Source organism: Agrococcus sp. UYP33 (assembly GCF_054060915.1).
The window spans coordinates 901,991-927,597 of record NZ_JBSSDR010000001.1 but is presented as its reverse complement, the minus strand read 5'-3'; the positions used below and the strand labels follow the sequence as shown (position 1 = coordinate 927,597).

The 25,607-nt window shown below is 73.2% G+C and carries 22 protein-coding genes; 9 read left to right on the top strand and 13 right to left on the bottom strand.

Features of this window, described 5'->3' with window-relative positions; translation table 11 throughout:
- Positions 1-40: 40 nt before the first annotated feature.
- Entirely contained in the window at positions 41-1,225 is a 1,185-nt protein-coding gene (locus tag ACVWW9_RS04505) for a thiolase family protein (protein WP_456514562.1), read from the bottom strand.
- A gap of 102 nt (positions 1,226-1,327) precedes the next feature.
- On the bottom strand, positions 1,328-1,480 hold the full coding sequence (locus ACVWW9_RS04500) for a hypothetical protein (protein WP_456514561.1): 153 nt from the start codon (positions 1,478-1,480) through the stop codon (positions 1,328-1,330).
- 129 nt (positions 1,481-1,609) lie between these two features.
- Between ACVWW9_RS04500 and ACVWW9_RS04495 the strand changes: the two genes are divergently transcribed.
- Complete coding sequence (locus tag ACVWW9_RS04495; RefSeq protein ID WP_456514560.1) at positions 1,610-2,137, top strand: DinB family protein; 528 nt, start codon at positions 1,610-1,612, stop codon at positions 2,135-2,137.
- 38 nt (positions 2,138-2,175) lie between these two features.
- Here ACVWW9_RS04495 and ACVWW9_RS04490 read toward each other — a convergent pair whose 3' ends face one another.
- The 3 genes from ACVWW9_RS04490 to ku all read right to left on the bottom strand — a co-directional run bounded on the left by ACVWW9_RS04490 (position 2,176) and on the right by ku (position 6,998).
- Positions 2,176-3,333: an acyl-CoA dehydrogenase family protein gene (locus ACVWW9_RS04490; RefSeq protein WP_456514559.1), complete on the bottom strand. Its 1,158-nt coding sequence runs from the start codon at positions 3,331-3,333 to the stop codon at positions 2,176-2,178.
- A 112-nt stretch (positions 3,334-3,445) separates the two neighbouring features.
- The gene (locus ACVWW9_RS04485) at positions 3,446-5,929 is read right to left on the bottom strand and encodes an ATP-dependent DNA ligase (RefSeq protein WP_456514558.1); all 2,484 of its coding nucleotides are present in this window, start codon (positions 5,927-5,929) and stop codon (positions 3,446-3,448) included.
- Position 5,930: 1 nt separating this feature from the next.
- The gene (gene ku, locus ACVWW9_RS04480; RefSeq protein ID WP_456514557.1) at positions 5,931-6,998 is read right to left on the bottom strand and encodes a non-homologous end joining protein Ku; all 1,068 of its coding nucleotides are present in this window, start codon (positions 6,996-6,998) and stop codon (positions 5,931-5,933) included.
- A gap of 106 nt (positions 6,999-7,104) precedes the next feature.
- On the opposite strand from ku, the gene ACVWW9_RS04475 reads away from it, so the two are divergent.
- Positions 7,105-8,226 carry a carboxylate-amine ligase gene (locus tag ACVWW9_RS04475; protein WP_456514556.1) on the top strand — a complete coding sequence of 374 codons (1,122 nt, stop codon included), beginning with the start codon at positions 7,105-7,107 and terminating at the stop codon, positions 8,224-8,226.
- Between the two features lie 47 nt (positions 8,227-8,273).
- Here the strand turns inward: ACVWW9_RS04475 and ACVWW9_RS04470 are convergent, their stop codons facing one another.
- The 3 genes from ACVWW9_RS04470 to ACVWW9_RS04460 are packed head-to-tail and all read right to left on the bottom strand — an operon-like array spanning position 8,274 to position 14,265.
- Complete coding sequence (locus ACVWW9_RS04470; protein ID WP_456514555.1) at positions 8,274-8,960, bottom strand: dienelactone hydrolase family protein; 687 nt, start codon at positions 8,958-8,960, stop codon at positions 8,274-8,276.
- Between the two features lie 53 nt (positions 8,961-9,013).
- Positions 9,014-11,644 carry an ATP-binding protein gene (locus ACVWW9_RS04465; protein WP_456514554.1) on the bottom strand — a complete coding sequence of 877 codons (2,631 nt, stop codon included), beginning with the start codon at positions 11,642-11,644 and terminating at the stop codon, positions 9,014-9,016.
- The gene (locus ACVWW9_RS04460) at positions 11,641-14,265 is read right to left on the bottom strand and encodes a DUF4062 domain-containing protein (protein WP_456514553.1); all 2,625 of its coding nucleotides are present in this window, start codon (positions 14,263-14,265) and stop codon (positions 11,641-11,643) included. Before ACVWW9_RS04460 ends, ACVWW9_RS04465 begins: the two co-directional genes overlap by 4 nt.
- A gap of 83 nt (positions 14,266-14,348) precedes the next feature.
- Here ACVWW9_RS04460 and ACVWW9_RS04455 point away from each other — a divergent pair, with 83 nt between their 5' ends.
- Both ACVWW9_RS04455 and ACVWW9_RS04450 read left to right on the top strand, forming a co-directional pair.
- Complete coding sequence (locus ACVWW9_RS04455; RefSeq protein ID WP_456514552.1) at positions 14,349-15,191, top strand: DUF1206 domain-containing protein; 843 nt, start codon at positions 14,349-14,351, stop codon at positions 15,189-15,191.
- 11 nt (positions 15,192-15,202) lie between these two features.
- Positions 15,203-16,054 (top strand): DUF1206 domain-containing protein, encoded by an 852-nt coding sequence (locus ACVWW9_RS04450; protein ID WP_456514551.1) that lies wholly within the window; start codon positions 15,203-15,205, stop codon positions 16,052-16,054.
- 7 nt (positions 16,055-16,061) lie between these two features.
- Here the strand turns inward: ACVWW9_RS04450 and ACVWW9_RS04445 are convergent, their stop codons facing one another.
- Positions 16,062-16,553: a hypothetical protein gene (locus tag ACVWW9_RS04445; protein WP_456514550.1), complete on the bottom strand. Its 492-nt coding sequence runs from the start codon at positions 16,551-16,553 to the stop codon at positions 16,062-16,064.
- A gap of 57 nt (positions 16,554-16,610) precedes the next feature.
- On the opposite strand from ACVWW9_RS04445, the gene dcd reads away from it, so the two are divergent.
- Together dcd and ACVWW9_RS04435 are read left to right on the top strand one after the other, a co-directional pair.
- Entirely contained in the window at positions 16,611-17,189 is a 579-nt protein-coding gene (dcd, locus tag ACVWW9_RS04440; RefSeq protein WP_123696517.1) for a dCTP deaminase, read from the top strand.
- 10 nt (positions 17,190-17,199) lie between these two features.
- Complete coding sequence (locus ACVWW9_RS04435; RefSeq protein ID WP_456514549.1) at positions 17,200-18,099, top strand: hypothetical protein; 900 nt, start codon at positions 17,200-17,202, stop codon at positions 18,097-18,099.
- A 51-nt stretch (positions 18,100-18,150) separates the two neighbouring features.
- On the opposite strand, the gene ACVWW9_RS04430 is transcribed toward ACVWW9_RS04435, so the two are convergent.
- The gene (locus tag ACVWW9_RS04430) at positions 18,151-18,825 is read right to left on the bottom strand and encodes a hypothetical protein (protein ID WP_456514548.1); all 675 of its coding nucleotides are present in this window, start codon (positions 18,823-18,825) and stop codon (positions 18,151-18,153) included.
- A gap of 105 nt (positions 18,826-18,930) precedes the next feature.
- On the opposite strand from ACVWW9_RS04430, the gene ACVWW9_RS04425 reads away from it, so the two are divergent.
- Positions 18,931-19,542 carry a MarR family winged helix-turn-helix transcriptional regulator gene (locus ACVWW9_RS04425; RefSeq protein ID WP_456514547.1) on the top strand — a complete coding sequence of 204 codons (612 nt, stop codon included), beginning with the start codon at positions 18,931-18,933 and terminating at the stop codon, positions 19,540-19,542.
- Between the two features lie 8 nt (positions 19,543-19,550).
- Here ACVWW9_RS04425 and ACVWW9_RS04420 read toward each other — a convergent pair whose 3' ends face one another.
- From ACVWW9_RS04420 to ACVWW9_RS04410, 3 genes are all read right to left on the bottom strand, one after another.
- Positions 19,551-20,057, bottom strand: a complete 507-nt coding sequence (locus tag ACVWW9_RS04420) for a 2'-5' RNA ligase family protein (protein ID WP_456514546.1) — start codon at positions 20,055-20,057, stop codon at positions 19,551-19,553.
- A 93-nt stretch (positions 20,058-20,150) separates the two neighbouring features.
- Positions 20,151-21,089, bottom strand: coding sequence for an endonuclease domain-containing protein (locus ACVWW9_RS04415; protein ID WP_456514545.1), 939 nt, complete (start codon positions 21,087-21,089; stop codon positions 20,151-20,153).
- Between the two features lie 141 nt (positions 21,090-21,230).
- Entirely contained in the window at positions 21,231-22,712 is a 1,482-nt protein-coding gene (locus ACVWW9_RS04410) for an MFS transporter (RefSeq protein ID WP_456514544.1), read from the bottom strand.
- A gap of 348 nt (positions 22,713-23,060) precedes the next feature.
- Here ACVWW9_RS04410 and dnaK point away from each other — a divergent pair, with 348 nt between their 5' ends.
- Together dnaK and ACVWW9_RS04400 are read left to right on the top strand one after the other, a co-directional pair.
- The gene (dnaK, locus tag ACVWW9_RS04405) at positions 23,061-24,944 is read left to right on the top strand and encodes a molecular chaperone DnaK (protein WP_123696511.1); all 1,884 of its coding nucleotides are present in this window, start codon (positions 23,061-23,063) and stop codon (positions 24,942-24,944) included.
- Positions 24,941-25,600, top strand: a complete 660-nt coding sequence (locus ACVWW9_RS04400) for a nucleotide exchange factor GrpE (protein ID WP_456514543.1) — start codon at positions 24,941-24,943, stop codon at positions 25,598-25,600. Before dnaK ends, ACVWW9_RS04400 begins: the two co-directional genes overlap by 4 nt.
- Positions 25,601-25,607: the final 7 nt, after the last annotated feature.

The following is a 25,607-nucleotide window of genomic DNA, read 5'->3' as shown; positions in this document are numbered from 1 at the left end:
AGTGCCCTCGCGCGACCGACTGCTCCGTTGAGAAGGGGGGTCACGGGCGCTCCAGGATGATCGAGGTGCCCTGGCCGACGCCCACGCACATCGTCGCGAGGCCGCGGCGCGCGCCCTCGCGCTCCATGCGGCCGAGCAGCGTCACGACGAGGCGCGCGCCCGACGAGCCGAGCGGATGCCCGAGCGCGATGGCCCCACCGTCGGCGTTGACGATCGTGTCGTCGAGCCCGAGCCGGCGGATGACCGCGAGCGACTGGGTCGCGAAGGCCTCGTTGAGCTCGACCGCGGCGATGTCGTCGATCGTGAGCCCCGTGCGCGCGAGCAGCTTCTCGGTCGCCGGCACCGGGCCGAGGCCCATGATCTCGGGGGCGAGGCCCGCGCTCGCGCCGCCCACGATGCGGGCGCGCGGCGTCAGCCCGAGGCGACGCACGGCATCCTCGCTCGCGACCACGATCGCCGAGGCGCCGTCGTTGAGCGACGACGCGTTGCCCGCGGTGACGACCGAGCCGCCCGCGACGACGGGGCGCAGCGCTGCGAGCCGCTCGAGCGTCGTGTCGCGACGAGGCCCCTCGTCGACCGCGACGTCGCCGCGCTTGGTGGGCACCGCGACGATCTCGTCGGCGAACCGTCCGGCGTCGATCGCGGCGATCGCCCGCTCGTGCGAGCGCAGCGCGAAGGCGTCGGCCTCGGCGCGGGTGATGCCGTCGACGCGGGCGACCTCCTCGGCCGTCTCCGGCATCGCGTACGTCGCCTTGTCGCGCGCGAGCAGCTTCGGGTTGGCGAACCGCCAGCCGATCGACGTGTCGAACGCCTCGCCCGGCTTGGCCCACGGCTTCTCGGGCTTCGCCTGCACCCAGGGCGCGCGCGTCATCGACTCGACGCCGCCGGCGACGACGATGTCGGCGTCGCCCGAGCGGATCATCTGCGACGCCATGATGATCGCCGACATGCCGGATGCGCAGAGCCGGTTCACGGTGATGCCCGGCACGGAGTCGGGCAGGTCGGCCAGCAGCACGGCCATGCGCGCGACGTTGCGGTTGTCCTCGCCCGCCTGGTTGGCCCCGCCCAGGATGACCTCGTCGATCAGCGCGGGGTCGATGCCCGCGCGGCTGACCGCCTCGCCGAGCACGAGGGCCGCGAGGTCGTCCGGGCGCACGCTCGCGAGCGCGCCGCCGTAGCGTCCGACCGGCGTTCGAGCGCCGCCGATGAGGAAGGCCTCGGGCATGGGACTCCTGACTGCGTCGTCAACGGCCGCGAATTAGTGACCGATCGTTCAGGAATAGCGTAGGCCCCGTCGGATGCCCTCGCAACCGCGCCGGGCGCGGCGTCAGCTGCGGCGCGGCTGCCGCGTCGGTCGGGAGCCGGAGAGCCACACGACCGCGGCGACGGCGAGGCCGAGCACGAGCATCGTGCCGGCAGCGAGCGCGAGCACCGTGAGGGCGATCTGGGCGAGCGTCCCGAGCAGGGCGAACATCGACATGGTGGGCTCCTCTTCGTCACGTCCGACGCTATGGATCGGTGCCGTCCCGCCGCGTCCTCCCGCGGTCGCGCACGGGTCATCCTGCGGGATGACCGCCGTCGCCCGTGCCGCCCGTGCCATGCTCGACCCATGCCGATCGAGCCCGACACGAAGGACTGGACGTGGGTGCTCCGCGAGCGCTGCGACGAGTGCGGGTTCGACCCCGCCGCGGTGGAGCGCGACGCGCTCGGCGCGCGCATCCGGGCGGCGGCCGCGGCGATGCACGCGCGCCTGCACGGTGCAGCGGTGACGACGCGACCCGACGACGCCACCTGGTCGCCGCTCGAGTACGGCGCGCACGTGCGCGACGTCTGCGTGGTCATGCATGGCCGGCTCGAGCAGCTGCTCGCCGAGGACGACCCCGAGTTCGCCAACTGGGACCAGGATCGCGCGGCGATCGACGGCGACTACGCGAGCCAGCAGCCCGAGCACGTGGCGGTCGAGCTCGACCTCGCCGCGGCGGCCTTCGCGAGCGCGGCGGATGCGGTGCCTGCGGATGCGTGGGAGCGACCGGGCAGGCGATCGAACGGATCCGTCTTCACGGTCGAGACGCTGCTCATCTACGCGCTGCACGACCTCGAGCACCACGTGCACGACGTGCGGCCGCTCGCCGCGTAGCCGCTCGGTACTCCGCTCGTCGATCAGCAGTGCCGCGCTCAGCCGCGGAACGCGCTCAGCCCCGTCAGCGCCTGCCCGATCACGAGCGTGTGCACCTCGTCGGTGCCCTCGTAGGTGCGCACGCTCTCGAGGTTGGCGGCGTGCCGCATGGGCGAGAGGTCGAGCGTGATGCCGTTGCCGCCCAGCAGCGCCCGCGCCTCGCGGCAGATGTCGATCGCCGCTCGGCAGGAGGCGAGCTTGCCCATCGAGATCTCGTGCGGGCGCAGCAGCCCGGCGTCCTTGCGCCGCCCGAGGTGCAGCGCGAGCAGCTGCGCCTGCTGCAGCGCGAGCACCATCTCGGCGAGCCTCGCCTGGGTGAGCTGCATGCCGGCGAGCGGGCGGCCGAAGACCTCGCGCTCGCCGACGTAGGCGAGCGTCGTCTCGAGCGCGTCGCGCGCGGCGCCGAGCGCACCCCACGCGATCCCGAAGCGCGCCTCGCTCAGGCACTCGAACGGCGCTCGCAGGCCGCGGGCGTCCGGCAGCCGCATCGACTCGGGCACCCGCACGCCGTCGAGCGCGATGTCGCACTGGATCGACGCCCGCATCGACAGCTTCGGCGCGATCGGCGTCGCGGTGAAGCCGGGCGATGATGTCTCGACGAGGAAGCCGCGCACCCCTTCGTCGGTCTGCGCCCAGACGACGGCGACGTCGGCGATCGAGGCGAGGCCGATCCAGCGCTTCGTGCCGTCGAGGATCCAGTCGTCGCCGTCGCGGCGCGCGACCGTGCGCATCGCGCCGGGGTCGCTGCCGGCATCCGGCTCGGTGAGCGCGAAGCAGCCGATCGCCGAGCCATCGGCCATGCGCGGCAGCCAGGCGTCGCGCTGCGCGTCGGAGCCGTGCTTGGCGATCGCCGTCATCGCGAGCGATCCCTGCACCGAGACGAACGTGCGGATGCCGCTGTCGCCGGCCTCGAGCTCCGCCATCGCGAGGCCGTACTCGACGGCGCTGCGGCCGGCGCATCCGTGGCCCGTGAGGTGCATGCCGAGCAGCCCCTCGGCGGCGAGCGCCGGCACGAGCTCGCGCGGGAAGTGGCCGCGCTCGAACCAGTCGGCGATGTGCGGCTTGACCTCGCGGTCGACGAGCGCGCGGACGCGCGACTGCACGGCGCGCTCCTCGTCGCTGAGCAGCGAGGCGATGTCGAGGAGGTCGGTGGTCATGGGAGGGAGTCTGGCAGGCGGGGGTGGGGTGGTCTCGATACGCGGCCGACTGCGTCGGCTGCTACTCGACCAGCAAGGTGGGCGGCCGGTGCTGGACCAGCGGAGGAGGGGGCTAGACCGCGAGGTCGGCGACCGTCTTGTCGGCGCGGAGGCCGCGCCAGACCGGGTGCCGGAGCGCGCCGGAGGTCGTGCGCTCGGCGTGCTCCACCTCGCCGACCGCCGCCCGCACCCAGCGCACCTTCTTCGCGACGTCGGCGGGCACGCCGTCGACGGCGGGCGTCGTCCTCCGCGGCCGCAGCTGGTCGCGCAGCCGGTCGCGGTCGGCCCCCGAGAAGCCCGAGCCGACGCGGCCGGCGTACTGCAGCCGTCCGCCCTCGCCCGGTCGCGCGAGCACGAGCGAGCCGACGGTGCCGGTGAGCGACCCGTTGCCCTCGAGCCAGCCGATGACGACGACCTCCTCCATCTGCTGGTGCTTGAGCTTGCGCCAGTCGTCGCTCCGCTTGCCCGGCCGGTAGCGGCTGTCGTGCCGCTTCGCCATCACGCCCTCGAGCCCGCGCTCGGCCGTCACCTCGAGGATCCGCTCGAGCGATCCGCGCAGCGGCTTCGAGATCTTCACCCGCGCGCTCTCGTGCACGAGGGCGTCGAGCCGCGACTGCCGGTCGTCGAGCCGCTCGTCGAGGAGCCGCTCGCCCTCCTCCTCGAGCAGGTCGAAGAGCATGATCGTCGCAGGCCGCGCCTTCGCGGCCCGCGCCGCCTGCCGCCCGCTGAGCCCGCCCCGGTCCTGCAGCGCCTCGAAGTCGGCCGCGCCGCGCTTCAGGATGACGATCTCGCCGTCGAGCACCGCATCCGTGGCGACCGCGGTCGGCACCGCCTCCACGAGGTCGGGGAAGGCCCCCGACAGGTCGCGGCCGTTGCGGCTCAGCAGCCGCACCGTCGTGCCGCTGCGCTCGACGATCACCCGCCAGCCGTCCCACTTCACCTCGAACGACCACTCGCGCTCGTCGTCGATGGCGGATGCGTCGCTGAGCGACGCGAGCATCGGCCGCAGGTCGGTCACGCGGTCGCCCTTCGGGCGCCCGGAGCCGAGCTTCTTGCCGAGCCGACGCTTCGGGGGCGCCGCCGCCGCGGCCGTGTCGGCCTCTGCATCGACGTCGGCGTCTCCCGCCTCGCCCTGCGCCTCGCGCGCCGCGGCCGCCTTCGACGGCGCGTAGCCCTTCAGCCGCGCGTCGCGCTCGGCGTCCTGCTCCTTCATCCGGTGCACGAGCCACTGCCGCTTGTCGGCGTCGGTGCGGATGAGCGCGAACCGGTACGGGTCGCCGCCGAGACCGCCGTCGGGCCGGCCGTGCAGCGTCGCGATCACCTCGTCGTCGCGCCACTTCTCGAGCTCGTACGTGCCCGCATCCCAGATCTGCACCGTGCCGGCGCCGTACTCACCCTTGGGGATCGTGCCCTCGAACGAGCCGTACTCGAGCGGGTGGTCCTCGGTCTGCACCCCCAGGCGGTTCTGCTTCGGGGTGGACGGCAGACCCTTCGGCACCGCCCACGACACGAGCACCCCGTCCTGCTCGAGCCGGAAGTCGTAGTGCAGCCTGCTCGCCCGATGCTTCTGCACGACCCACGAGCGCCCGTCGGTCGAGGTGGGCGGCTCGGCGGGGACGGGCTCGGGCGTGCGGTGCGCCGACCGCATGCCGCGGTACTTCGCGAGCCGGTCGGGCGGCGGGTCGAGCGAGGCGATCAGGTCGCCGTCGCGCTCGAGCCGCTCGAGCACCTCGGTGTACTCCAGCTGCTGCAGGCCGCCGGATTCGATCTCCTCCCACGTGCGCGGGGCGGCGACGGTCGGCAGCAGCCGGCCGCGCAGCGAGTAGGGCGCGACGGTCGTCTTCGAGCCGGAGTTCTGGCTCCAGTCGAGCAGCACCTTGCCGGTGCGCAGCGACTTCTTCATGTCGCTGACGATGAGCTCGGGATGCATCGCCTCGAGCGAGCGGGCGAGCTGGTGCGCGACCTCGCTCGCCTGCTCGCTCGTCACCGTGCCGTCGAGCCGCGCGTACATGTGGATGCCCTTCGAGCCGCTCGTGAGCGGCACGGGATGCAGTCCGATGTCCTCGAGCAGCTCGCGCACCCAGAGCGCCACCTGCGCGCAGTCGTCGAGGTCGGCGCCCTCGCCGGGGTCGAGGTCGAGCACGAGCCGGTCCGGGTTCTGCCGATCGCCGTCGAGCATGCGCCACTGCGGCACGTGCAGCTCGAGCGCGCCCATCTGCGCCATCCACGCGAGCGCGGCCGGCTCGGACAGCACCGGGTACTGCTTCGGCCCGGTCGAGTGCTGCAGCTCGACCGTCTGGATCCAGTCCGGCGCGCCCCGCTCGAGCGTCTTCTGGAAGAAGACCTGTCCCGGCTGCTGCTCGGTGCCGACGCCCTCGACCCAGCGCTTGCGGGTGACGGGGCGGCCGCCGGCGTGCGCGATGAGCGGCCCGGATGCGCGGAGCACGTACTCGAGCACGTCGCGCTTCGTCGTGCCGGTCGACGGATACAGCACCTTGTCGGGGTTGGAGAAGCGCAGGCTCCGCCCGCCGACGACGATGCGATCGGCCGCCGCCACCTCAGGCGGACTTCCGCTTGCTCGCCGCCGTGGACTTCGCCGCCGGCTTCTTGGCCGCGGCCGTCTTCGCCGCAGGCTTCGAGGCCGCAGCCTTCGAGGCCGCGGTCTTCGTCGCGGCCGACTTCGCAGCGGGCTTCTTCGCGGCCGGCTTCTTGGCCGCGGCCGTCTTCGTGGCCGTGGACGTCGCCGCCGTCGACCTCGACGTGCGCTTCGCCGGCGCGGCCTCCTTCGGAGCCGCATCCGCATCCGCATCGTCGGCGTCCTCCGCGTCGGCCTTCGCGCTCGACCCCTTGCGCTTCTCGACGGAGCGCTGCAGCGCCTCGAGCAGGTCGATCACCTCGGCGCCCTCGTCCTCCTCGGTCTCGCCGAAGGTCGCGGCGGTGTTGAGCGCGTCGCCCTGCTCGAGCTTCGCCTCGACGAGGGTGCGCAGCTGCTCCTGGTACTCGTCGACGTACTGCTCCGGCTCGAAGTCGGCCTCGAGGTCGCGCACGATCGAGCGGGCGAGGTCCATCTCGCGCTTGCCGACCGTGACGTCGTCGTCGAGCGCCGAGAACTCGGCCGCCCGCACCTCGTCGGACCAGCGGATGGTCTGCACGAGCAGCACGTCGTCGCGCACCCGCATCGTCGCGAGCCGCGTGCGCTGCCGCAGCGAGATGCGCACGACCGCGGTGCGCTCGGTCTCCTCGAGCACGCGGCGCAGCAGCACGTAGGCCTTCGGGCTCTTGGAGTCGGGCTCGAGGTAGTAGCTGCGCTCGAACAGGATCGGGTCGATCTGCTCGTTGGGCACGAACTCGAGCACCTCGATCTCGCGGCTGCGCTCGGCGGGCAGTGCCTCGAGGTCCTCGCCGGTCAGCACGACGGTCTGCTCGCCGTCGTCGTACGCCTTGTCGATGTGCTCGTACGCGATCTTCTTGCCGCACACCTCGCACTTGCGCTCGTACCGGATCCGACCGCCGTCGGCGTCGTGCACCTGGTGCAGCTGCAGGTCGTGCTCCTCGGTCGCCGAGTAGAGCTTCACGGGCACATTGACCAGCCCGAAGGTGATCGAGCCCTTCCAGATCGCGCGCATGTGCTCACTGTCCCCGATCCACCTGGACTTCCACCAGTCCCCGCGGCTGGGAGTCGATCGCGCGCGCGTGCGGTCGGCGTCCAGGGTGCGGGGGGATGATCCGCGCATGACCCTGCAGCATCCTGTGCGGCGCGGCCCTCGCACGTTCGGCGTCGAGGAGGAGGTGATCCTGCTCGAACCGGGCTCGCTCGCGCCGGTCGACGTCGCCGACGAGGTGATCGCCGAGCTCGAGCACTCCGATGCCGACGTGCACTGGATCACCCACGAGTACCTGCGCGCGCAGGTCGAGTTCTCGTCGCCGGTGCTCGCCGATGCGGATGCGGCCGACCGGGTGGTGCGCGAGTTCCGGCGCGCGGTCGCGGGCGCGGTCGCGCGCCGCGGGCTGCTGGCCGCGAGCTCCGGCACCGCGTACGGCGCCGGCCGGTCGGCGACCGGGGCGGGGGAGCGGTACGCGCGCTTCGCGCAGGAGCTGGGCGCCATCCATCCCGACCACCGCATCCAGGGGCTGCACGTGCACGTCGCGGTCTCGTCGCGCGAGGAGGGCGTCGCCGTGATGCGCGCGCTGCGGCCGTGGCTCGCTCCGCTGCTCGCCCTGACGGCGAACTCCCCGTGCTTCGGCGGCGTCGACACCGGGTTCGCGAGCTGGCGCACCATCGTGGGACGCCGCTTCACGACGGCGTCGGTGCCGCCGGCGTTCGCGGATGCCGCCGACTACGACCGGCGCGTGCGCGCCCTGGTCGGCCTCGGCGCGACGCTCGATCGGTCGTCGATCTTCTGGATGATGCGGCTGGCCGAGCGCTACCCGACGATCGAGCTGCGCGTGTTCGACGCGCAGCTGACCGCCGACGAGACGGTGGGGGCCGCCCTCCTGGCCCGCGCCCTCGTGGAGTCGGCGGCCGCCGGCGACCTGCCGCACGCCGCGGCGGCCGCCCACGCCGAGCACCTCGACGCCGCGGTGTGGCACGCCGCGCGCCACGGGCTCGACGACGTGCTCGTCGACCCGGTGACCGCGTCGATCGCGCCCGCCCGGCACGTGATCGAGCGCATGCTCGACGCGGTGCGTCCCGCGCTCGACGCATCGGGCGACCGCGATCGCGTCGAGGCGCTCATCGCGCGGCTCCGCGCCGAGGGGAACGGAGCCGCGCGGCAGCGCGCGGCGCTCGCGGAGGGCGTGCCGGCGCTCGAGCGGCTGCTGCGCACGAGCTTCGCGCCCCCTGTCGCCGCATAGCCCGCTGCGCCGCCGCGGGCTGCGCCGTCAGGATCGGGGCGCGAGCCCTACTCGACCGGCGCGATCGGCGGCGTCGACGACGACGCGGCCGGGCGCAGATGGGCGTCGAGGAACGCGAGCGTCGACGACCAGGCCGCAGCCGATGCGTCCGCGGAGAACCGGCGCTCGATCTGCGCGTTCTGGAAGCCGTGCACGGCGCCCTCGTAGTGGCGCACCTCGATGCCGTCGAAGCCCTCGGCCGTGAGCCGGGCCTGCAGCTCCTCGGGCGACTCCCGCCCGGTCCAGTCGTCGGTCTCGGCCAGCTGGAACAGCACCGGCACCCGCGGCGTCACGGTGCCGCGGGTCGTGCCGTAGTAGGCGACGACCGCGTCGAGCGACCCCTGCGCGGCGTAGGCGAGCCCGATCGTGGCGCCCATCGAGAAGCCGACGATCGCCGCACTCGTGCTGCCGAGCGCCCGCGCCTCGCCGATCGCCTCGCTCACGAGGTGGAGGGCTCCCGGCAGGTCGTCGAGGCGCTCCCGAAGCAGCTCGCCGGCCTCGTCGTCGTCGGTCGTGGTGCGACCGCCGAAGAGGTCCGGCACCGCCACGCGGTAGCCCTCCGTCGCCAGCCGAGCGGCGAGCTCGTCGATCCACGGCAGTCGGCCGTTCCAGTCGTGCGCGAGCACGACGAGCGGTTCGCCCTCCTCGCCGTGCCAGGTGGTCGTCGTGCCGGACTCGTCGCTGGACTCGCGCATGCTGCTCCCTCGGTCGGTGCGGCCACGCTAGCCGAGGCCGCAGGGCGAGCCGATCAGGATCCCGTCGCAATGCCTCCGGTGAGCGCGTACTCGGCCGCCTCGAACGCGCCGTAGTCGCGCCCGCGCTGCTCGGCGGCGCGCAGGCGCTCGGCGTCACCCCGGCTGGCGAGCTCGTCGAGGTAGCGGGTGTGGAAGACGAAGGCGGGCGCGTCGAAGACGGCGGTGCGGGCACGGATGGCGGCGGCCGCACCGGCGAGCACGCCTGCGCGGTCGACGTCGTCGCGCGCCGCGGCGATGGCCGCGAGCCCCTCGATGCCGTAGGCGATGCCCTCCTCGTGCCGGAGTCCCACGGAGGTCGCGACGGCGTCGAGGAACAGCGGCTCCGCGTCGTCGGGCGAGCCGCTCAGCAGCAGCGCCCGTCCGAGGTGATGCCTGGCGACGCTCGCGGTGAACCGGTCGCCGCTGCCGACCGCGGCCTCCACCGCTCGCCGGAAGTCGGCGGTGGCGGCCTCGAGGTCGCCGGTGAGCACCGAGATGCGCCCGAGCGCGACGAGCGCGAGCGACTCGCCCCAGCCGGCGCCGAGCTCGCGGAACCGGCGCGCGCCATCCTGCAGCCATGCCGAGGCCTGCGCGATGTCGGGGTCGGCGGTGTTGATCTCGGCGAGCCCGGCGGTCGCGACGGCCATGGTGGCGCCGAGCTCGTCGCCGCTGTCGGCGAAGGCCTGCGCGGCGCCGAGCAGGGCCGTCGGGATCTCGTGCGAGGGTGCGAGCCACATGTCGCGCCACGACACGTAGAAGGTGGCGATCGCGGTCGCGCGCGGTGAGACGGAGCCGGGCGGGCTCGCCACCACCTCGTCCATCCACATCGCGACCTCGATGAGGAACTCGCCCACCCACCAGTAGAGGAACAGCCGCCACGCCATGTCGGCGGCGGTCTCGACATCACCCCCGCTCGTGAGGTGCCGCACCGCCGTGCGGAGGTTGCCGCGCTCGAGGTTGAGGCGCGCGACCGCGCCGACCTGCTGGCTGAAGCCGAGCCCGCGCCCCTCGCGCCGCGCGAGCTCGAGGTAGACGGCGGCGTGCGCGTCCCGGGCGGCCCGCTCGTCGCCGGCCTCGCGCAGTCGCTCGACGCCGTGCTCCCGCACGGTGGCGAGCATCGAGAACACCGGCTCGCCGCCCATGTCCTCCTGTCGCAGCAGCGAGCTGTCGACGAGCGTCTCGAGCACGGCCATGACGTCGGCGTCCCAGCCGCGCCCCTCACCGAGCGCCTCGATCGACTCGAGCGTGAAGCCGGGCGAGAAGACCGACAGGTCACGCAGCACCCGCCGCTCCGGTTCGGTCAGCAGACCGGTCGACCACTCGATCGTGGAGCGGAGCGTGCGCTGCCGCGGCGGCAGGTCCCGCGACGCGTCGACGAGCAGCGGCAGCTGGTGGTCGAGCCGCTGCAGGATGCCGGCAGGCGTGAGCACCCGCATCCGCGCCGCCGCGAGCTCGATCGCGAGCGGGATGCCCTCGAGCACGCGGCAGATGCCCACGATCGCCTCGACGTTCGCGTCGGTGACCTCGAAGTCGGGCTTGACCGCGTGCGCCCGCTCGACGAGCAGCTCGACGGCAGGGGAGGAGCGCGCTCGCGCGATCGAGTCGGGCGACGCCGGGTCGTGCGTCGCGAGCGGCGGCACCTCGACGACGCGCTCGCCGCGCACCCGCAGCACGGCCCGGCTCGTCACCAGGAACGACGCATCCGGTGCGATCGTGAACAGCCGCGCGACGATCGGCGCGGCGGCGACGAGCTGCTCGAAGTTGTCGAGCACGAACAGCATGCGGCGCCCGCGGAGCGCGATCGCGAGCCGCTCCTCGAGCGGCAGCTCGCCGGTGTCGCGCACGCCGATGGCTGCGCCGATCGCGGGCAGCAGCAGAGCGGGCTCGAGCACGTTCTCGAGCGGCACGAACGCGGCGCCGTCGGGGAACCGGTCGCGGTCCTGCGCGGCGGCCTCGGCGACGGCGATCGCGAGCCGGCTCTTGCCGATGCCGCCCGGTCCGAGGAGCGTGACGAGCCGGGTGCCGCGGTCTGCGAGCAGCGCGAGCGCATCCCGGACCTCGCGCTCCCTGCCGATGAGCCGCGTGTACGGCGAGGGGATGCGGGCCGCGAGCAGGTCGCGGGCCGCTGTACCCGGGGCATCGGGCGCCGGCGACGGGCGGACGGCGGCGTCGAACCGCTCGGCGAGCAGCGTGGCGAGGTCGGCCTCCACGAGCTCGGCGAGGTCGTCGGGGGACCGGTACGTCTTGTAGGAGGCCGTGTCATCCGACTGGATGCGCTCGATGAGCTCGTCGAGCCGCGGCTCCCGCGTCGCGCCCTCGCGCAGGTAGATGAGCCGGGGCATCGATGGCCGCGCGAGCCGGTACTCGTCCTCGAGGCCCGACACGTCCTCGCCCGGCGCGACCCACCCGTAGCGCTCGGCGTAGATGCCGACGAAGACGTCGCTCTGCTCGAGGTAGGCACGGTAGAGGTCTCGGGGCGGGTGCGGCCTCGCGCCGAGCTCGAACATCACGGGCGCGAGCCGCAGCCGCTCGATCGCGCCGCGCACCGCTCGTCGCTCCGCCTCGAGCTCGCGCAGCGTCGACGAGACGAAGACGCGCAGGCGCTGATCGGGTGTCCGGATGCGCGCCCGGCCGCCGTCGGTCACCAGCTCGCCAGCGCGGGAGCGATCTGCTCGCGCTCCTGCTCGGGCAGCGCGAGGGCGATGGCCTCGGCGACGCTCAGGTCGCGGCCGTGCCGCTCGCCGGCGGCGACGCCCTGTGGCTCCGTCGCCCGGATGGCGTCGAGCTGCGGCATGTGCACGGTGAACGCCTCCGCGTCGAAGACGCCGATGCGCTGGCGGATGCCGTCGGCGACCGCCCACAGCGTGCCCGCGCGCTCCGCCTCGCCGCGCGCCGCCGCCACGGCGCAGAGCCCCTCGAGGGCGTACGCGACGCCCTCCTCGAAGTGCAGGCGCACCGAGACGAGCAGCGTGCGCACGCATCCCGCCTCCGCCGCGTCGATCTCGCCCCGCACGAGCTGCAGGCGCGCTTGGTGGTTGCCCGCGACGGAGACGGTGAAGAGGTCGCCGACCGACTCGGCGACCTCGGTCGCCCGGTCGAAGCACGACTGCGCGTCGTCGGTGAGGCCGCGGAGCCACGCGAGGCGGCCGCGGGACACCTCCGTGATCGCCTCCGCCCAGGGGTTGCCGAGCTCGCGCAGCCGCTCCACGGCCTCCCGCAGCTCGCGCTCGGCGGTGTCGAGGTCGGGCAGCGGCAGCTGCAGGCGCGCGGTCGCGCGCGCGGCGACGGCCATCGCCGCGGCGTCGCCGTCCTCGCTCTCGGTGAACAGGCGCACGCACTCGCCGAGACCGGCGACGACCTCCTCGGTCGGGTGCTGCCACATCTCGCTCCAGAGCGAGAAGAACCAGGCGACCGCCCGGGTGTGGGGCGTGATGGGGGTGTCCTTGCCGAGCAACTCGAGCATCCAGACCCGCACCTCGCCGAAGAAGCCCGCGATCCACCAGTAGACGAGCAGCCGCCACGCGAAGTCGCCCGCGTCGTCGAGCCGGTCGATGTGCACGAGGTGGCGCACCGCCGCGCGGAGGTTCGGCAGCTCGAGGCCGAGCTGCACCACCGCGTCGCCCTGCCCCGCACCGCGCAGGCCCGGGGCGACCGCCGCGACCAGGGCGCTGTAGTAGTCGGCGTGCGCCGCGCGCATCCGCCCCGCCTCGCCGTGCTCCTTGAGCTGCCCGAGCGCGTACTCGCGCACGACCGCGAGCAGCGAGAGCACCGAGCGGCCGCCGATCTCGGCCTGCTTCACGAGCGAGGCGTCGACGAGCGCTGCGATGCCGTCGATCGCCTGGCCCTCCCACGGGCGGCCCTCGCCGAGCGCCTCGACCGCCTCGAGCGTGAACTGGCGGGCGAAGACGCCGAGGTCCTCGAGCATCGCCCGCTGCTCGGGCGGCAGCAGGCTCACGCTCCAGTCGATCGTGGCGCGCATCGTGCGGTGCCGGCTGGGCAGGTCGCGGGCGGCAGCCGTGAGCAGCGGCAGGCTCTGCTCGAGCCGCTGCGCGATGCCGCGCGGGGTGAGCAGCCGCACCTTCGCCGCCGCGAGCTCGATCGCGAGCGGCAGGCCCTCGAGCCGCCGGCAGATGTCCGAGACGGCCGCCGCGTTCTCGTCGGTCAGCTCGAAGTCGGGCTTCACCGCCTGCGCGCGGTCGACGAACAGCGCGCCGGCGGGGGATCGCCGCACGCGCTCGGGGCCGGCTCGCGCGACGGCGTCGGGCACCGCGAGCGCCTTGACGTCGTAGACGCGCTCGCCGCGGATCCGCAGCACGGTGCGGCTCGTGACGAGCAGCGAGACCGTCGGGGCGACCGCGAAGAGCCGCACGAGCAGCGGCGCCGCCTCGACGATCTGCTCGAAGTTGTCGAGCACGAGCAGCACGCGCCGGCCGGCGAGCGCGCGCGCGATGCGCTCCTCGAGCGCCGCCTCGCCGGTGTCGCGGATGCCGAGCACGTAGGCGATCGTGGGCACGAGCAGCCCTGGCTCGAACACCCCCTCGAGCGGCAGGAAGTAGCGGCCGTCGGGGAACAGGTCGGCGGTGCTCTGCGCGACCTCGATCGCGAGCCGGCTCTTGCCGATCCCGCCAGGGCCGATGAGGCTCACGAGCTTCGTGCCGCGCTCGAACAGCTCCCGCACCTCCGCGATCTCGCGCTCGCGGCCGATCGTCGTGGTCGGGGGCACGGGGATGCGCGACTCCGGGGTCGGCGGGATCTCCTCCGCGCCACCCTGCGGCTGCAGCTTCGACTCGTCGAAGCGCTCGGCGAGCAGCGTCGCGAGGTCGTTCGAGACCTTCTCCTCGAGCTCGGCGGCCGACTCGAACGGCAGGTAGGCGGCGGAGTCGTCCTCGCGGATGCGCGCGATCAGCTCCTCGAGCCGCGGCTCGCGGTGCTCGGAGGCGCGGATGTAGATGAGCTTCGGCATCTCCGGCGGCGCGAGGTTGTACTCGTCCTCGAGCCCCGAGACCTCCTCGTCGGGCGCGACCCAGCCGTAGCTGTCGGCGTAGATGCCGACGAACACGTCGCTCTGCGACAGGTAGGAGCGGTAGAGCGCGCGGGGCGGATGCGGTCGCGCGCCCAGCTCGAACATGACGGGCGCGAGCCGGATGCGCTCGATCGCCGCCCTGGCGGCACGGCGCTCCTCTGCGAGCTCACGGAGCGTCGAGCTCACGAACACCCGGAGCCGCTGGTCTGGGGTGCGGATCACGGGCCGGTGGGCGCCGGTCATGGCCACATCTTGGCCCCGCCGCGACGCGGACGCCAGATCCTTGATGAGAAACCATCGACACTCTTGAGCGTTAGCGTGGGGTCATGAACCGAGATGGGCGGTCGAGCGCCGCGGCGTCGGCCAAGGACGCGGCTGGCTGGGCGACCGACAAGGCGCAGGATGCGGCGGCGGGTGCCGAGCGGCATCGCGCGGCCGACTGGGTCACGGGCGCCGGCCAGATCGCCAACGGCATCGTGCACTTCGCGATCGGCGCGATCGCGCTCGGCGTCGCGTTCGGCGGCAGCGGCTCGGCCGATCAGTCCGGTGCCATGCAGGCGATCAAGGAGTCGCCGCTCGGCGCCATCGCGCTGTGGGCGGTCGGGCTCGCGCTGATCGCGCTCGCGCTGCTCGCGTTCGTCGCGGCGGTGGCCGCGTCGCGCCGCGGGTGGAAGGACGCGCTCAAGGAGGCCGGGCGCGGCGTGGCGTACGCCGTCGTCGGCGCCACGGCGCTCGTCGTCGCGACCGGCGGCACCTCGGACGGCGAGTCGCAGACCGAGTCGTTCTCGGCGCAGCTCATGTCGAACCCGTTCGGTGCGCTGCTCGTCGGGCTCATCGGCGCAGGCATCGCCGCGATCGGCGTCTACTTCGTCGTCAAGGGCGCCAAGCGGAAGTTCCGCGAGGACGTCGCGCCGCCCGCTCGCTGGCGCCGCCTCGTCGACGTGCTCGGGACCGCCGGCTACATCGCGAAGGGCGTCGCGATCGTCATCGTCGGCGGGCTCTTCGTGATCGCCGCCGTGCGCCACGACCCCGAGGAGGCGGGCGGCCTCGATGGCGCGCTCCAGTCGCTCACGACCGTGCCGGGCGGCGTGATCGCGCTCATCGCCATCGCGGTCGGGCTCATGCTCTACGGCATCTACTGCTTCGCCCGCGGCCTCTGGTCGCGCTGAACCGGCGGACGATGGCGGGCGACGTGCGGCCGGAGGCGCGGCCGCGCGCCGACGGCGAGGACGGCGCCTCGCACAGCCCAGCGCGCAAGGCGCAGGACGCCGCAGCGGGGGTCGAGGACCATCGCGCGACCTCCTGGGTCGAGGCGGCGGGGCAGTCCGCGAATGGCGTCGTGCACATGGTGATCGGCGGCATCGGGCTGAGCGTCGCGTTCGGTGCCGGCGGCTCGGCCGACCAGTCCGGGGCGATGCGCGCCCTGCGCGAGACCCCGGTCGGCGGACTGGCGCTGTGGGTGGTCGGCGTCGCGCTCGTCGCGCTCGCGCTGCACGCGTTCGTGATCGCCGTCGCGGACTCGCGCGGCCAGCGCCGCAACGCGATGCGCGCGGCCGGCCGCGGCATCGGCCACGCGGTCGTCGGGGGCACGGCCCTCGTCTTCGCGCTCGGCGGGTCGGTCGACGGCGAGGATGCGACGGAGTCGTTCTCGACGGGTCTGCTGCAGCATCCGGTCGGGCCGTGGCTGCTCGGCGTCGCGGGGCTGGTGATCGCCGGCGTCGGCATCGCCTTCGTGATCCGCGGCGCGCGGCGCACGTTCTTCGAGGACGTGGCCCCGCCGCGGCGGTTCCGACGCGTCGTCGAGGCGCTCGGCGCACCGGGCTTCATCGCGAAGGGCGTCGCGGTGACGATCGTCGGCGGCCTGTTCGTCGTCGCGGCCGTGCGGCACGACCCGGGCGAGACCGGCGGGCTCGACGGCGCGCTCCAGTCGCTCACCACAGTGCCGGGCGGCGTGGTCGCGCTCGTCGCGATAGCCGTCGGACTCATCGTCTACGGCGTCTACTGCGTCGCGCGCGGCGTCTGGGCGCGCTGAGCAGGACCTACTTGGCGCGGCCCTGTCGCGGGTGGGGCATGATCGGGTTCCGCAGCCGCGCGAGCCGCTTCGCGAGCTCCGCCGGGCGCACCCCGCGCTCGGCCAGGTCGTCCGACGACAGCTCGTCGAGCGTCGCCTGCGGGCCGCGCTCCAGCGGGGGTCGCGCCGGAGCGTTCCCAGCGTCATCCGAAGCATCCTCCGGGGCTGACGGCACGTGCGGTGCGTGCTCGACGTGGGCCGAACCGCGCAGTCGCGCGTCGAGCGCGCTCAGGTCGGGGCCGGTGGACTGCAGGTCGCGGCCGAGCGTGCGCAGCACGCGCACGGTCGTCTCGTAGTCGGCGTCCGAGACCGAGGCCTCGGTGCGGCGCGCGACCTCGGCGTCGCCGAGCGACGCGCGCGCCCGCTCGATCGCGGCGGCCGCGAGGTCGATCCAGTCCTCGAGGCGCCGATTGCGATGCACCGCCATGGTCGCCTCCTCCGCCGATCGTCGTGCCTCCATCTTCCTCCTCCAGGCTGAGCGCGACATGGGCGAGATGGCGGGCGATACGCTCGGCGCGTGCTGCTCAGCGACCGCGACATCCGCGCCCGACTCGCGTCCGGCGACCTCGCCCTCGACCCGCTCGACCTCGGCATGGTGCAGCCGTCGAGCGTCGACGTGCGTCTCGACAAGGGCTTCCGGCTCTTCGACAACCACAAGTACCCGTTCATCGATCCCGCGGAGGACCAGCCGGAGCTCACGCGGCTCGTCGAGGTCGGGCCGGATGAGGCGTTCATCCTGCACCCCGGCGAGTTCGTGCTCGGCGCGACCTACGAGCGCGTGACGCTCCCCGACGACGTCGCCGCGCGCCTCGAGGGCAAGTCGTCGCTGGGGCGACTGGGGCTCTTGACGCACTCGACCGCCGGCTTCATCGACCCGGGCTTCTCGGGCCACGTCACGCTCGAGCTCTCGAACGTGTCGACGCTGCCCATCAAGCTGTGGCCGGGCATGAAGATCGGCCAGGTCTGCTACTTCCAGCTCTCGTCGCCGTCGGAGCACCCGTACGGGCAGGGCCCGAACCTCAACCGCTACCAGGGGCAGCGCGGACCGACGGCGTCCCGCTCGTTCCAGAGCTTCCACCGCACCCGGATCGACTGAGGCTCGGGCGATGGCCGGGCCGCTGCGCGTCGAGCACGACGTCGAGGTCGCGCGGTGGGTGCAGGAGGCGCTGCGCGAGGACTTCTCGGTCAGCGCGGTCGTGCCGCCGATCTTCGACGCGTACGCGCGCATCCTGCACCCGGCGACGCTCGACGTGACGACCGGCGAGACGGATGCGTGGGGCAACCAGCGCTTCGAGTCGCGCGAGATCACCTGGGCGGAGGCCGCCGAGCTGATCGGCGACAGGGCGGGCCGCAGCCAGCCGTACACCGCGTGGCTCGCTCGCTTCGGCGAGCAGCAGTTCGAGATGCCCGATGGTGGCTGGCTGAACGAGCCGCACCAGGGCGACGTCCCCTTGCCGCTGCTGACCGAGGTCGCAGCGCTGCTGCTCGATGAGCACGGCGACGCCGACGTGCTCGCGGCGGTCTGGGAGGGGAGCGGGCTCGACACGACGAGCACCGGCGTGTTCGCCTGGTCCCCTGATGACGGCATGACCGCGGCGCAGCGCAAGCTGCGGCTCGCCGAGCTGCAGTCGGCGGCATACGCGGCGCAGCTCGCGTCGGTCGATCCCGACGTGCGGCTCGCGATGGAGCGTCAGGAAGTGCTCGGGCTGCCGCGTGAACATGGAGGCCGCGGGCACGTGCTGCTGCACGGGCGGCTGTCGGCGTTCACGGATCCCGCATGGGAGCGCGCCGCCGGCCTCGGTTGGCGCGAGGACTGGCCGCACCCCGGGCGGACGCCCAACCTGCTGTGGCCGACCGAGCCCCACGCGTCTCCCGCGTGGATGGTCGCGACCGACCTGGACCTCGACACGACGCTCATCGGGGGCAGTGCGCGGCTGATCGGCCGGGTGCTCGCGCATCCGTCGTTCGAGGCGGAGCGGGTGCTGCCGACCGACCCGCTCGTCTGACGCACCAGGGCGCCCTCGCCGAAGCGAGGGCGCCCTGGTGCTCGGTCAGGATCAGCGCTGGTGGCGCAGATCCATCCCGATGCGCCGCAGCGTGCGCATGGTGGTGACGTAGTCGGCGTGGCTGACCGTGGTCGCGATGCGGTGCTGCAGCTGCTCCGGCGTGAGGCCGGAGTGGCGGATGCGCCGCGCGGACTTCACGATGCTGCGTGCGAGCGTCGGCCGTCCTCGACCGCCGTGGCCGAAGCCGTGGCGGTGCGGGGCGAAGCCGTGCTCCCGGTGGCCGAAGCCGTGCTCCCGCGGGCCGAAGCCCGGAGCGGAGCCGTGCGGCTGCTCACCGCGGCCGTGGGGCTGCTCGCCCGGGCCCCAGCCGTGCCCTCGCGGGTGGTCGGCACGCTCGCGGTGGTCGCCGTGCTCGCGACCGAAGCCGTGCCGGTCGCGGTGGTCGCCGTGCAGGCGGCCGAAGCCGTGCCGCTCGTGGTGGCCGCAGCCGTGTCCGGCGGGGTGCCGGTGTGCGTCAGGGTCGTGGTGCGGGTGCTCGGCGTGCTCGTGCTCGGCGTGCTCGTGCTCGTCAGCGTGGTGCTGCTCGGCGGCGGGCTCGTCCGGGAGCGGAGCAGCGTCGTGCTGCTCCGGAGCGTCGTGCTGCTCGGCAGCGTCGTGCTGCGGGGCGGTGCGGTCGAGCCCGTCGGTGGGCTGACCGTCGTGGGTGACGTGGTCGTCGGATCGCATGGCGATCTCCTCTCGATGGGGGGCGGCCGTCGGGCCGCTGCTGCGTGCCGTCCGGGTGGCGGTGCAACTGCATGTCATTGTGCATGTACATGTAGAGTGACATACATGTCGGACGGACGTCAAGGCCCCATCCCAGATCCCAGCCCCGAGACCCAGCAGATCGCCGATGCGCTCGACCGCATCGGCATGCGCCGACCGCCGCGGCCGGGACGCGGCGGACCGCCGTTCGGCCCCGGCGGGCACCCGTTCGGGCACGGCGGGCCGCATGGCTTCGGACCGCGCGGCCACGGCGCGCCGCCCCACGGCGACGGCCGTCCGGACGCGCAGCACGGCGACGGCGCGGGCCGTGGGGGACCGTTCGGCGCGCGAGGCATGCGCGGCGCGATGGGCGCTCGGCGGATGCTGCACGCCGTCGTGCGCGCTGAGGAGCCGGCGTCGATCACCGACCTCGGGCACGCCATCGGCGTCGATCAGCCGCGCGCATCCCGGCTCATCCAGTCACTCGCCGACGCGGGCCTGGTGCGACGCATCCCCGATCCTCGCGACGGCCGACGCGTCGTGATCGAGGCGACGAAGGCGGGCCGCGCGCACATCGCTGCGCACGCGGAGGAGCGGGCCGCGGAGGTCGCGATCGCGGCCGAGGCGCTCACGCCCGCCGAGCGATCCGAGCTCGCGCGCCTGCTCGCGCGGCTGGCCGACGCCTGGCCGTCGCGGTAGGCGCCCGGTCAGCCGCCCGCGAGCGTCGTGAGCGTGGCGGTCGCGGGATCCCAGTGCCGGATGGCGACGGCGGAGGCGTCGATGGGGTCACCCAGGAGCGCGAGCGCGGTGGGGATGTCGACGAGGCGCAGCCGCCGGGCGAGCGTCACGTGCGGCAGCCAGCGTCCCGGGAGGAAGTGCGCGTCGTCGGCCGGCCCAGCCGCCGCACGGACCGTCGCCTGCAGTGCGAGGAGGGCCGGGCTCGGCAGCACGGCCCGAGCGAGCACGCGGCGGTCACTCGACCCGAGCAGCATCGGCGGGCCGAGCACGAGGGGGACGGGCAGCTCGACGTGCTCGAGCGGCAGCGCCGGCAGCCCGACCCGAGCGAGCAGGGTCACGTGCGGCCGGTTGCTCGCGGCGTCGTGCCGCGCGAGGCTCGACAGCCCAGCATCGGCGAGCGCGCCCCACTCCGCCCGCACCTGCGCCTCCGCGCCCTCGTCGAGCAGCAGCTCGACGCTCGACATCCGGGTCTCCATGCCCTCACCCTGCCCGACGCAGCCCGCCCGAGCCTGCTTCCCGCCCCGATTTGCGGGTGCACGATGCCACGACCCGCAGATCGGTACCGGAGATCAGCCGGGGACACCTCGTCGCGCCAAGGCCGCACGGATGCGCGCGACGAGTCCCGCCCCGCCGTTCCGCAGGTCGGCCTTCGTCACGCGGATGACAATCCACCCGAACGACTCGAGCAGCTCCTGACGACGGATGTCCTTCGCCCACTGCGCCGGATCGGTCAGGTGGTGCTCGCCCTCGTACTCGATCGCGATCTTCCACTCCGGGTAGGCGAGGTCGATCACGGCGCGCAGCTCCCCGTCGATCCACACCTCGAGCTGCACGACCGGCTCGGGCAGCCCGGCCGCGACGATCGCGAGCCGCGAGCGCGTCTCCTGGGGCGACTCGGCACCGGCGCGTGCTGCGGCCGCCGCAGCCAGGAATGCCGTGGCGCCGTGCATGCCGCGGCAGCGCGCACCGAACTCGAGCAGGGTCTCGAGGTCCGTGAACGGCCGCCGGGGCATGCGCAGATCCGGGTAGTGCGTCGACGGCGTGACGAGCGCTTCGATGAGCACCACGAGGTCCTCGTGACTCGTCTCCCTCGCCATCGACATGACGGTCGAGGCAGGGCCCAGGAGCGGCAGCCCGTCGAGCGTGCCTGAGGAGAGCCGGGTCGCGTCGAACTCGCGTGCGCGCACGCCGCGGGCTCGCGTCCGCGTCGTTCCGGCCGGGACACCGATGACCAGCGCTTCAGCACGGGTCCACCGAGCGGCGACGGGCAGCTCCCAGAGCCGAGCCGACGTCATGCCGGCGAACACGTGGCCAGGTCGCAGGTGCTGAGCGAACGCGGCGGCATGCTCGGCGACATCCGCCGGCTCTCCCCGCGTGCGCACGCCGGTGAAGGGCGTCGTCAGGTCGCGGCTGCGGAGCCTGCTCGGAGAGACGCCTCGGGCGAGCGCCGTCGCGACGGAGAACGGGCCGTCGGTGAACGGCTCGGGCAGCTCTGCTCGCCGGTTCATGGGTGCATGGTGCACCGCGATCGAGCGCGTGCGGGTTGCATCCACGCCTGCCTGTGGACGGGAGCGTCCCCGCCCGGACGTCTCCGGTACCGATCTGCGGGTGAATCCGCTGCGCACCCGCAGATCGGTACCGGAAACGCGCTAGTCGGCGCGCGTCGCCGCGGCGCTCGGCTCGCCCTCGATCACCGTCGGCTTCGGGTGCACCGGCAGCACCAGCAGCAGGCCCGCGACCAGCACGAGCACGATGCCGAGGATGCCGAAGCGCACGTCGCCCGCGACCGTCACGAAGATGCCGAAGAGGGTCGGCGCGAGGAACGAGACGGCGCGCCCGGTGGTGGCGTAGAGGCCGAACATCTCGCCCTCTCGGCCCGCCGGCGTGATCCGCGCCATGAACGAGCGCGAGGCCGACTGCACCGGGCCGACGAAGGTCGACAGCGCGAGGCCGAAGACCCAGAACATGCCCTTGCCCTCGACGAAGAGCACCGCGAGGCCCGACAGCGACAGCACGATGAGCGAGATGACGATGACGACCTTCGGGCCGAAGCGGTCGTCCGCCCATCCGCCGACGAACGTGCCGGCGCCTGCCGTCACGTTCGCGGCGATCGCGAAGAGGATGACCTCGGTCGACGAGAAGCCGAACACCGACGAGGCGATGATCGCGCCGAAGGTGAAGACGCCCGAGAGCCCATCGCGGAAGATGGCGGACGCCACGAGGAAGAGCAGCGTCTTCGGCGCGGTGCGGCGGATGCGCCCGATCGTGCGGAAGAGGATGCGGTACGACTCGAGCATCCCCACGCGCTTGGGCGCGGCGCCGGTCGGCGGCACCTCCGGCACCTTGAGCAGCAGCGGCAGCGCGAAGACCAGGAACCAGATCGCGCTCGCGAGCACCGCGAGTCGCACGTCGAGCGCCCCGCCCTCGCGGCCGTTCGGGATCTGCAGTACGCCGCCGGCGTCCGGGTCGGCGAGCGGGAAGATGAAGAGCACGAGCAGCAGTCCGAGCAGCACGATGCCGCCGACGTAGCCCATGCCCCAGCCGTAGCCCGAGGTGCGGCCGAGCGCCTCCTTGGTCGACACCTGGTGGAGCATCGCGTTGTAGTTGACCGACGCGAACTCGAAGAACAGGTTGCCGGCGGCGAGCAGCGCAGCACCGAGCCAGATGTACTCGGGCACCGGCGCGACGAAGCACATGCCGATCATCGCGACGATCGTCACGCCGGTGTTCACCGCGACCCACAGCTTGCGGCGACCGCCGCCATCCGACCGCTGGCCGATGACCGGCGCGAGCGCCGCGACGAGCACGCCGGCGATCGCGATCGCCCACGCCACGATCGAGGCGTTCTCGGCGAGCGCGCGCGTCAGCTCGGGTGAGCCGCCCTCACCCGCCGCGTCCACGATCGCCGGGTCGACGAAGAGGTCGGATGCGATGTACCGGCTGAAGACGAAGGTGGTGATGACCGCGTTGAACGACGCGGAGCCCCAGTCCCAGAGCGCCCACGCCGTCGCGCGCCGGCTCAGCTCGCGGCGGGCGATCGGCGCGACGCCGATCTGCGACGGCTGCACCAGGTCGTCGGGTGCGGGCTTGGCGGTGACGGATGCCGCGCGCGGCTCCTGAGGGGCGCTCATGCCCCTGAGCGTAGGGCCGGAAGGCGAACGAGCGGGGCGAGGCGGGTGTCGTGGCGGTGTCGCGTGTCGGCGGTCATCACCCCGCGAGCGGACGTCCCTCTTTCACGGCGGATGCACAGCCCAGAAAGTTGACACAGGTCGACTCAAGGTGGAAAAGTTGAGCCATCGCGACTCAAGTCGGCGTCCAGCCGGGCGCAGGTCGCGGCTGCGGTTCCGGGGGACGAGCCCACCGCCAGGCAGCGCATCCGATGCGCTGCGGGGGATGTCGGTGCGCTCCTCCGCCGGAACCAGGCAGAGCAGGCAACCAGCAGGCAGACCGCAGCACAGCTGCGAACAGGAGGCACCACCATGGCACGAGCAGTCGGCATCGACCTCGGCACCACCAACTCCGTCGTCGCATTCCTCGACAACGGCGAGCCCACCGTCATCGCGAACGCCGAGGGCTTCCGCACGACCCCGTCGGTCGTCGCCTTCGTGAAGGAGGGCGAGACGCTCGTCGGCGAGCCCGCCAAGCGCCAGGCCGTCACGAACGTCGACCGCACCATCTCGTCGGTCAAGCGCCACATGGGCACCGGCTGGAAGCAGGACATCGACGGCAAGTCGTTCACGCCGCAGGAGATCTCGGCGCGCATCCTCGGCAAGCTCAAGCGCGACGCCGAGACCTACCTCGGCGAGCCGGTCACGGATGCGGTCATCACCGTGCCCGCGTACTTCAACGACGCCGAGCGCCAGGCCACGAAGGAGGCCGGCGAGATCTCCGGCCTCAACGTGCTGCGCATCATCAACGAGCCCACCGCGGCCGCGCTCGCCTACGGCCTCGACAAGGGCAAGGAGGACGAGCTCATCCTCGTCTTCGACCTCGGTGGCGGCACGTTCGACGTCTCGCTGCTCGAGGTGGGCAAGGACGACGACTTCTCGACCATCCAGGTGCGCTCGACCGCCGGTGACAACCGCCTTGGTGGCGACGACTGGGACGACCGCATCGTCGAGTGGCTGAAGAAGCGCTTCCAGGAGCAGACCGGCGTCGACGTCTCGAAGGACAAGATCGCCATGCGCCGCCTGAAGGAGGCCGCCGAGCAGGCGAAGAAGGAGCTCTCGTCGTCGTCGACCACGAGCATCCAGCTGCCCTACTTCTCGCTCACCGAGAACGGCCCCGCCAACCTCGAGGAGACGCTCACCCGCGCCCAGTTCGAGAACATGACGAAGGACCTGCTCGAGCGCACCCGCAAGCCGTTCGAGGACGTCATCCGCGAGGCCGGCATCACCGTCTCCGAGATCGCCCACGTCGTGCTCGTCGGCGGCTCGACCCGCATGCCCGCCGTCTCCGACCTGGTCAAGCAGCTCACCGGCGGCAAGGAGCCCAACAAGAGCGTCAACCCGGATGAGGTCGTCGCCGTCGGCGCCGCGCTCCAGGCCGGCGTCCTGAAGGGCGAGCGCAAGGACGTCCTGCTCATCGACGTCACCCCGCTGTCCCTCGGCATCGAGACCAAGGGCGGCATGATGACGAAGCTCATCGAGCGCAACACCGCCATCCCGACGAAGCGCTCCGAGACCTTCACGACCGCCGAGGACAACCAGCCCTCGGTCGCGATCCAGGTCTTCCAGGGCGAGCGCGACTTCACCCGCGACAACAAGCCGCTCGGCACGTTCGAGCTCACCGGCATCGCGCCGGCGCCCCGCGGCATCCCGCAGGTCGAGGTCACGTTCGACATCGACGCGAACGGCATCGTGCACGTGTCCGCGAAGGACAAGGGCACCGGCAAGGAGCAGTCGATGACGATCACCGGCGGCTCGAGCCTCTCGAAGGAGGACATCGAGCGGATGGTCAAGGACGCCGAGGAGAACGCGGCAGCCGACCACGCCCGCCGCGAGGCCGCCGAGCTGCGCAACACCGGTGAGACGCTCGTCTACTCGGTCGAGAAGGTGCTGACCGACAACGCCGAGCAGCTGCCCGACGACGTCAAGACCGAGGTGCAGGCCGACGTGGACGCGGTGAAGTCGGCCCTCGCGGGCGACGATGACGAGGCCGTGAAGACGGCGGTCGAGACGCTGCAGCAGTCGCAGTCGAAGCTGGGCGAGGCGATCTACCAGCAGGCGCAGGCGCAGCAGGGTGCCGAGGGCACCGACGGTGCGCCCGAGGACGGCGCCGCTCCGCAGGGCGAGCAGTCCGCTGAGGACGACGTCGTCGACGCCGAGGTCGTGGACGACGAGGACGAGAAGAAGCAGCCGTGAGCGAGCGCGAGGAGTCGAACATGCCCGACGAGTCGAACGAGCCCGCCCAGCAGGACGGGAGCGGCAGCCAGGACGCGACCGGCACCCCGCAGCCCGCAGGCGCCGAGCCCGAGCAGACCGAGGAGGCCGCGCCCAGCGCGGCCGCCTCGGCGCCCGGCCCGGACGACCTGAGCGACGAGGACCGCGCCCTGCTCGAGGGCGAGGCCGCGGCGATCGAGGCCGAGCGCGCCGCGTTCGAGGCGAAGTCGGCCGCGCAGCTCGACGAGCTGCAGCGGCTGCGCGCCGAGTACGTCAACTACCGCAACCGCACCGAGCGGGAGCGCGCGGGCGACCGCGACGCGACCACGGCATCCGTCATCAAGGCGATGCTGCCGGCGCTCGACGGGCTCGACCTGGCCGAGAAGCACGGCGACCTCGCTGAGGGGCCGCTGGCGCTCGTGGCGCAGAAGCTGCGCGCCTCGTTCGACCAGCTCGGCGTCGTGCGGCTCGGTGAGGTCGGCGAGGCGTTCGACATCGACAAGCACGAGGCGGTGGTGCAGCTGCCGAACCCGGAGGTGACCGAGATGGTCGTCGCCGACGTCGTGCAGTCGGGCTACCGCGTCGGCGAGCGCACGCTGCGAGCCGCCAAGGTCGCGGTGTTCGTGCCGGCCGAGTGAGCTGAGG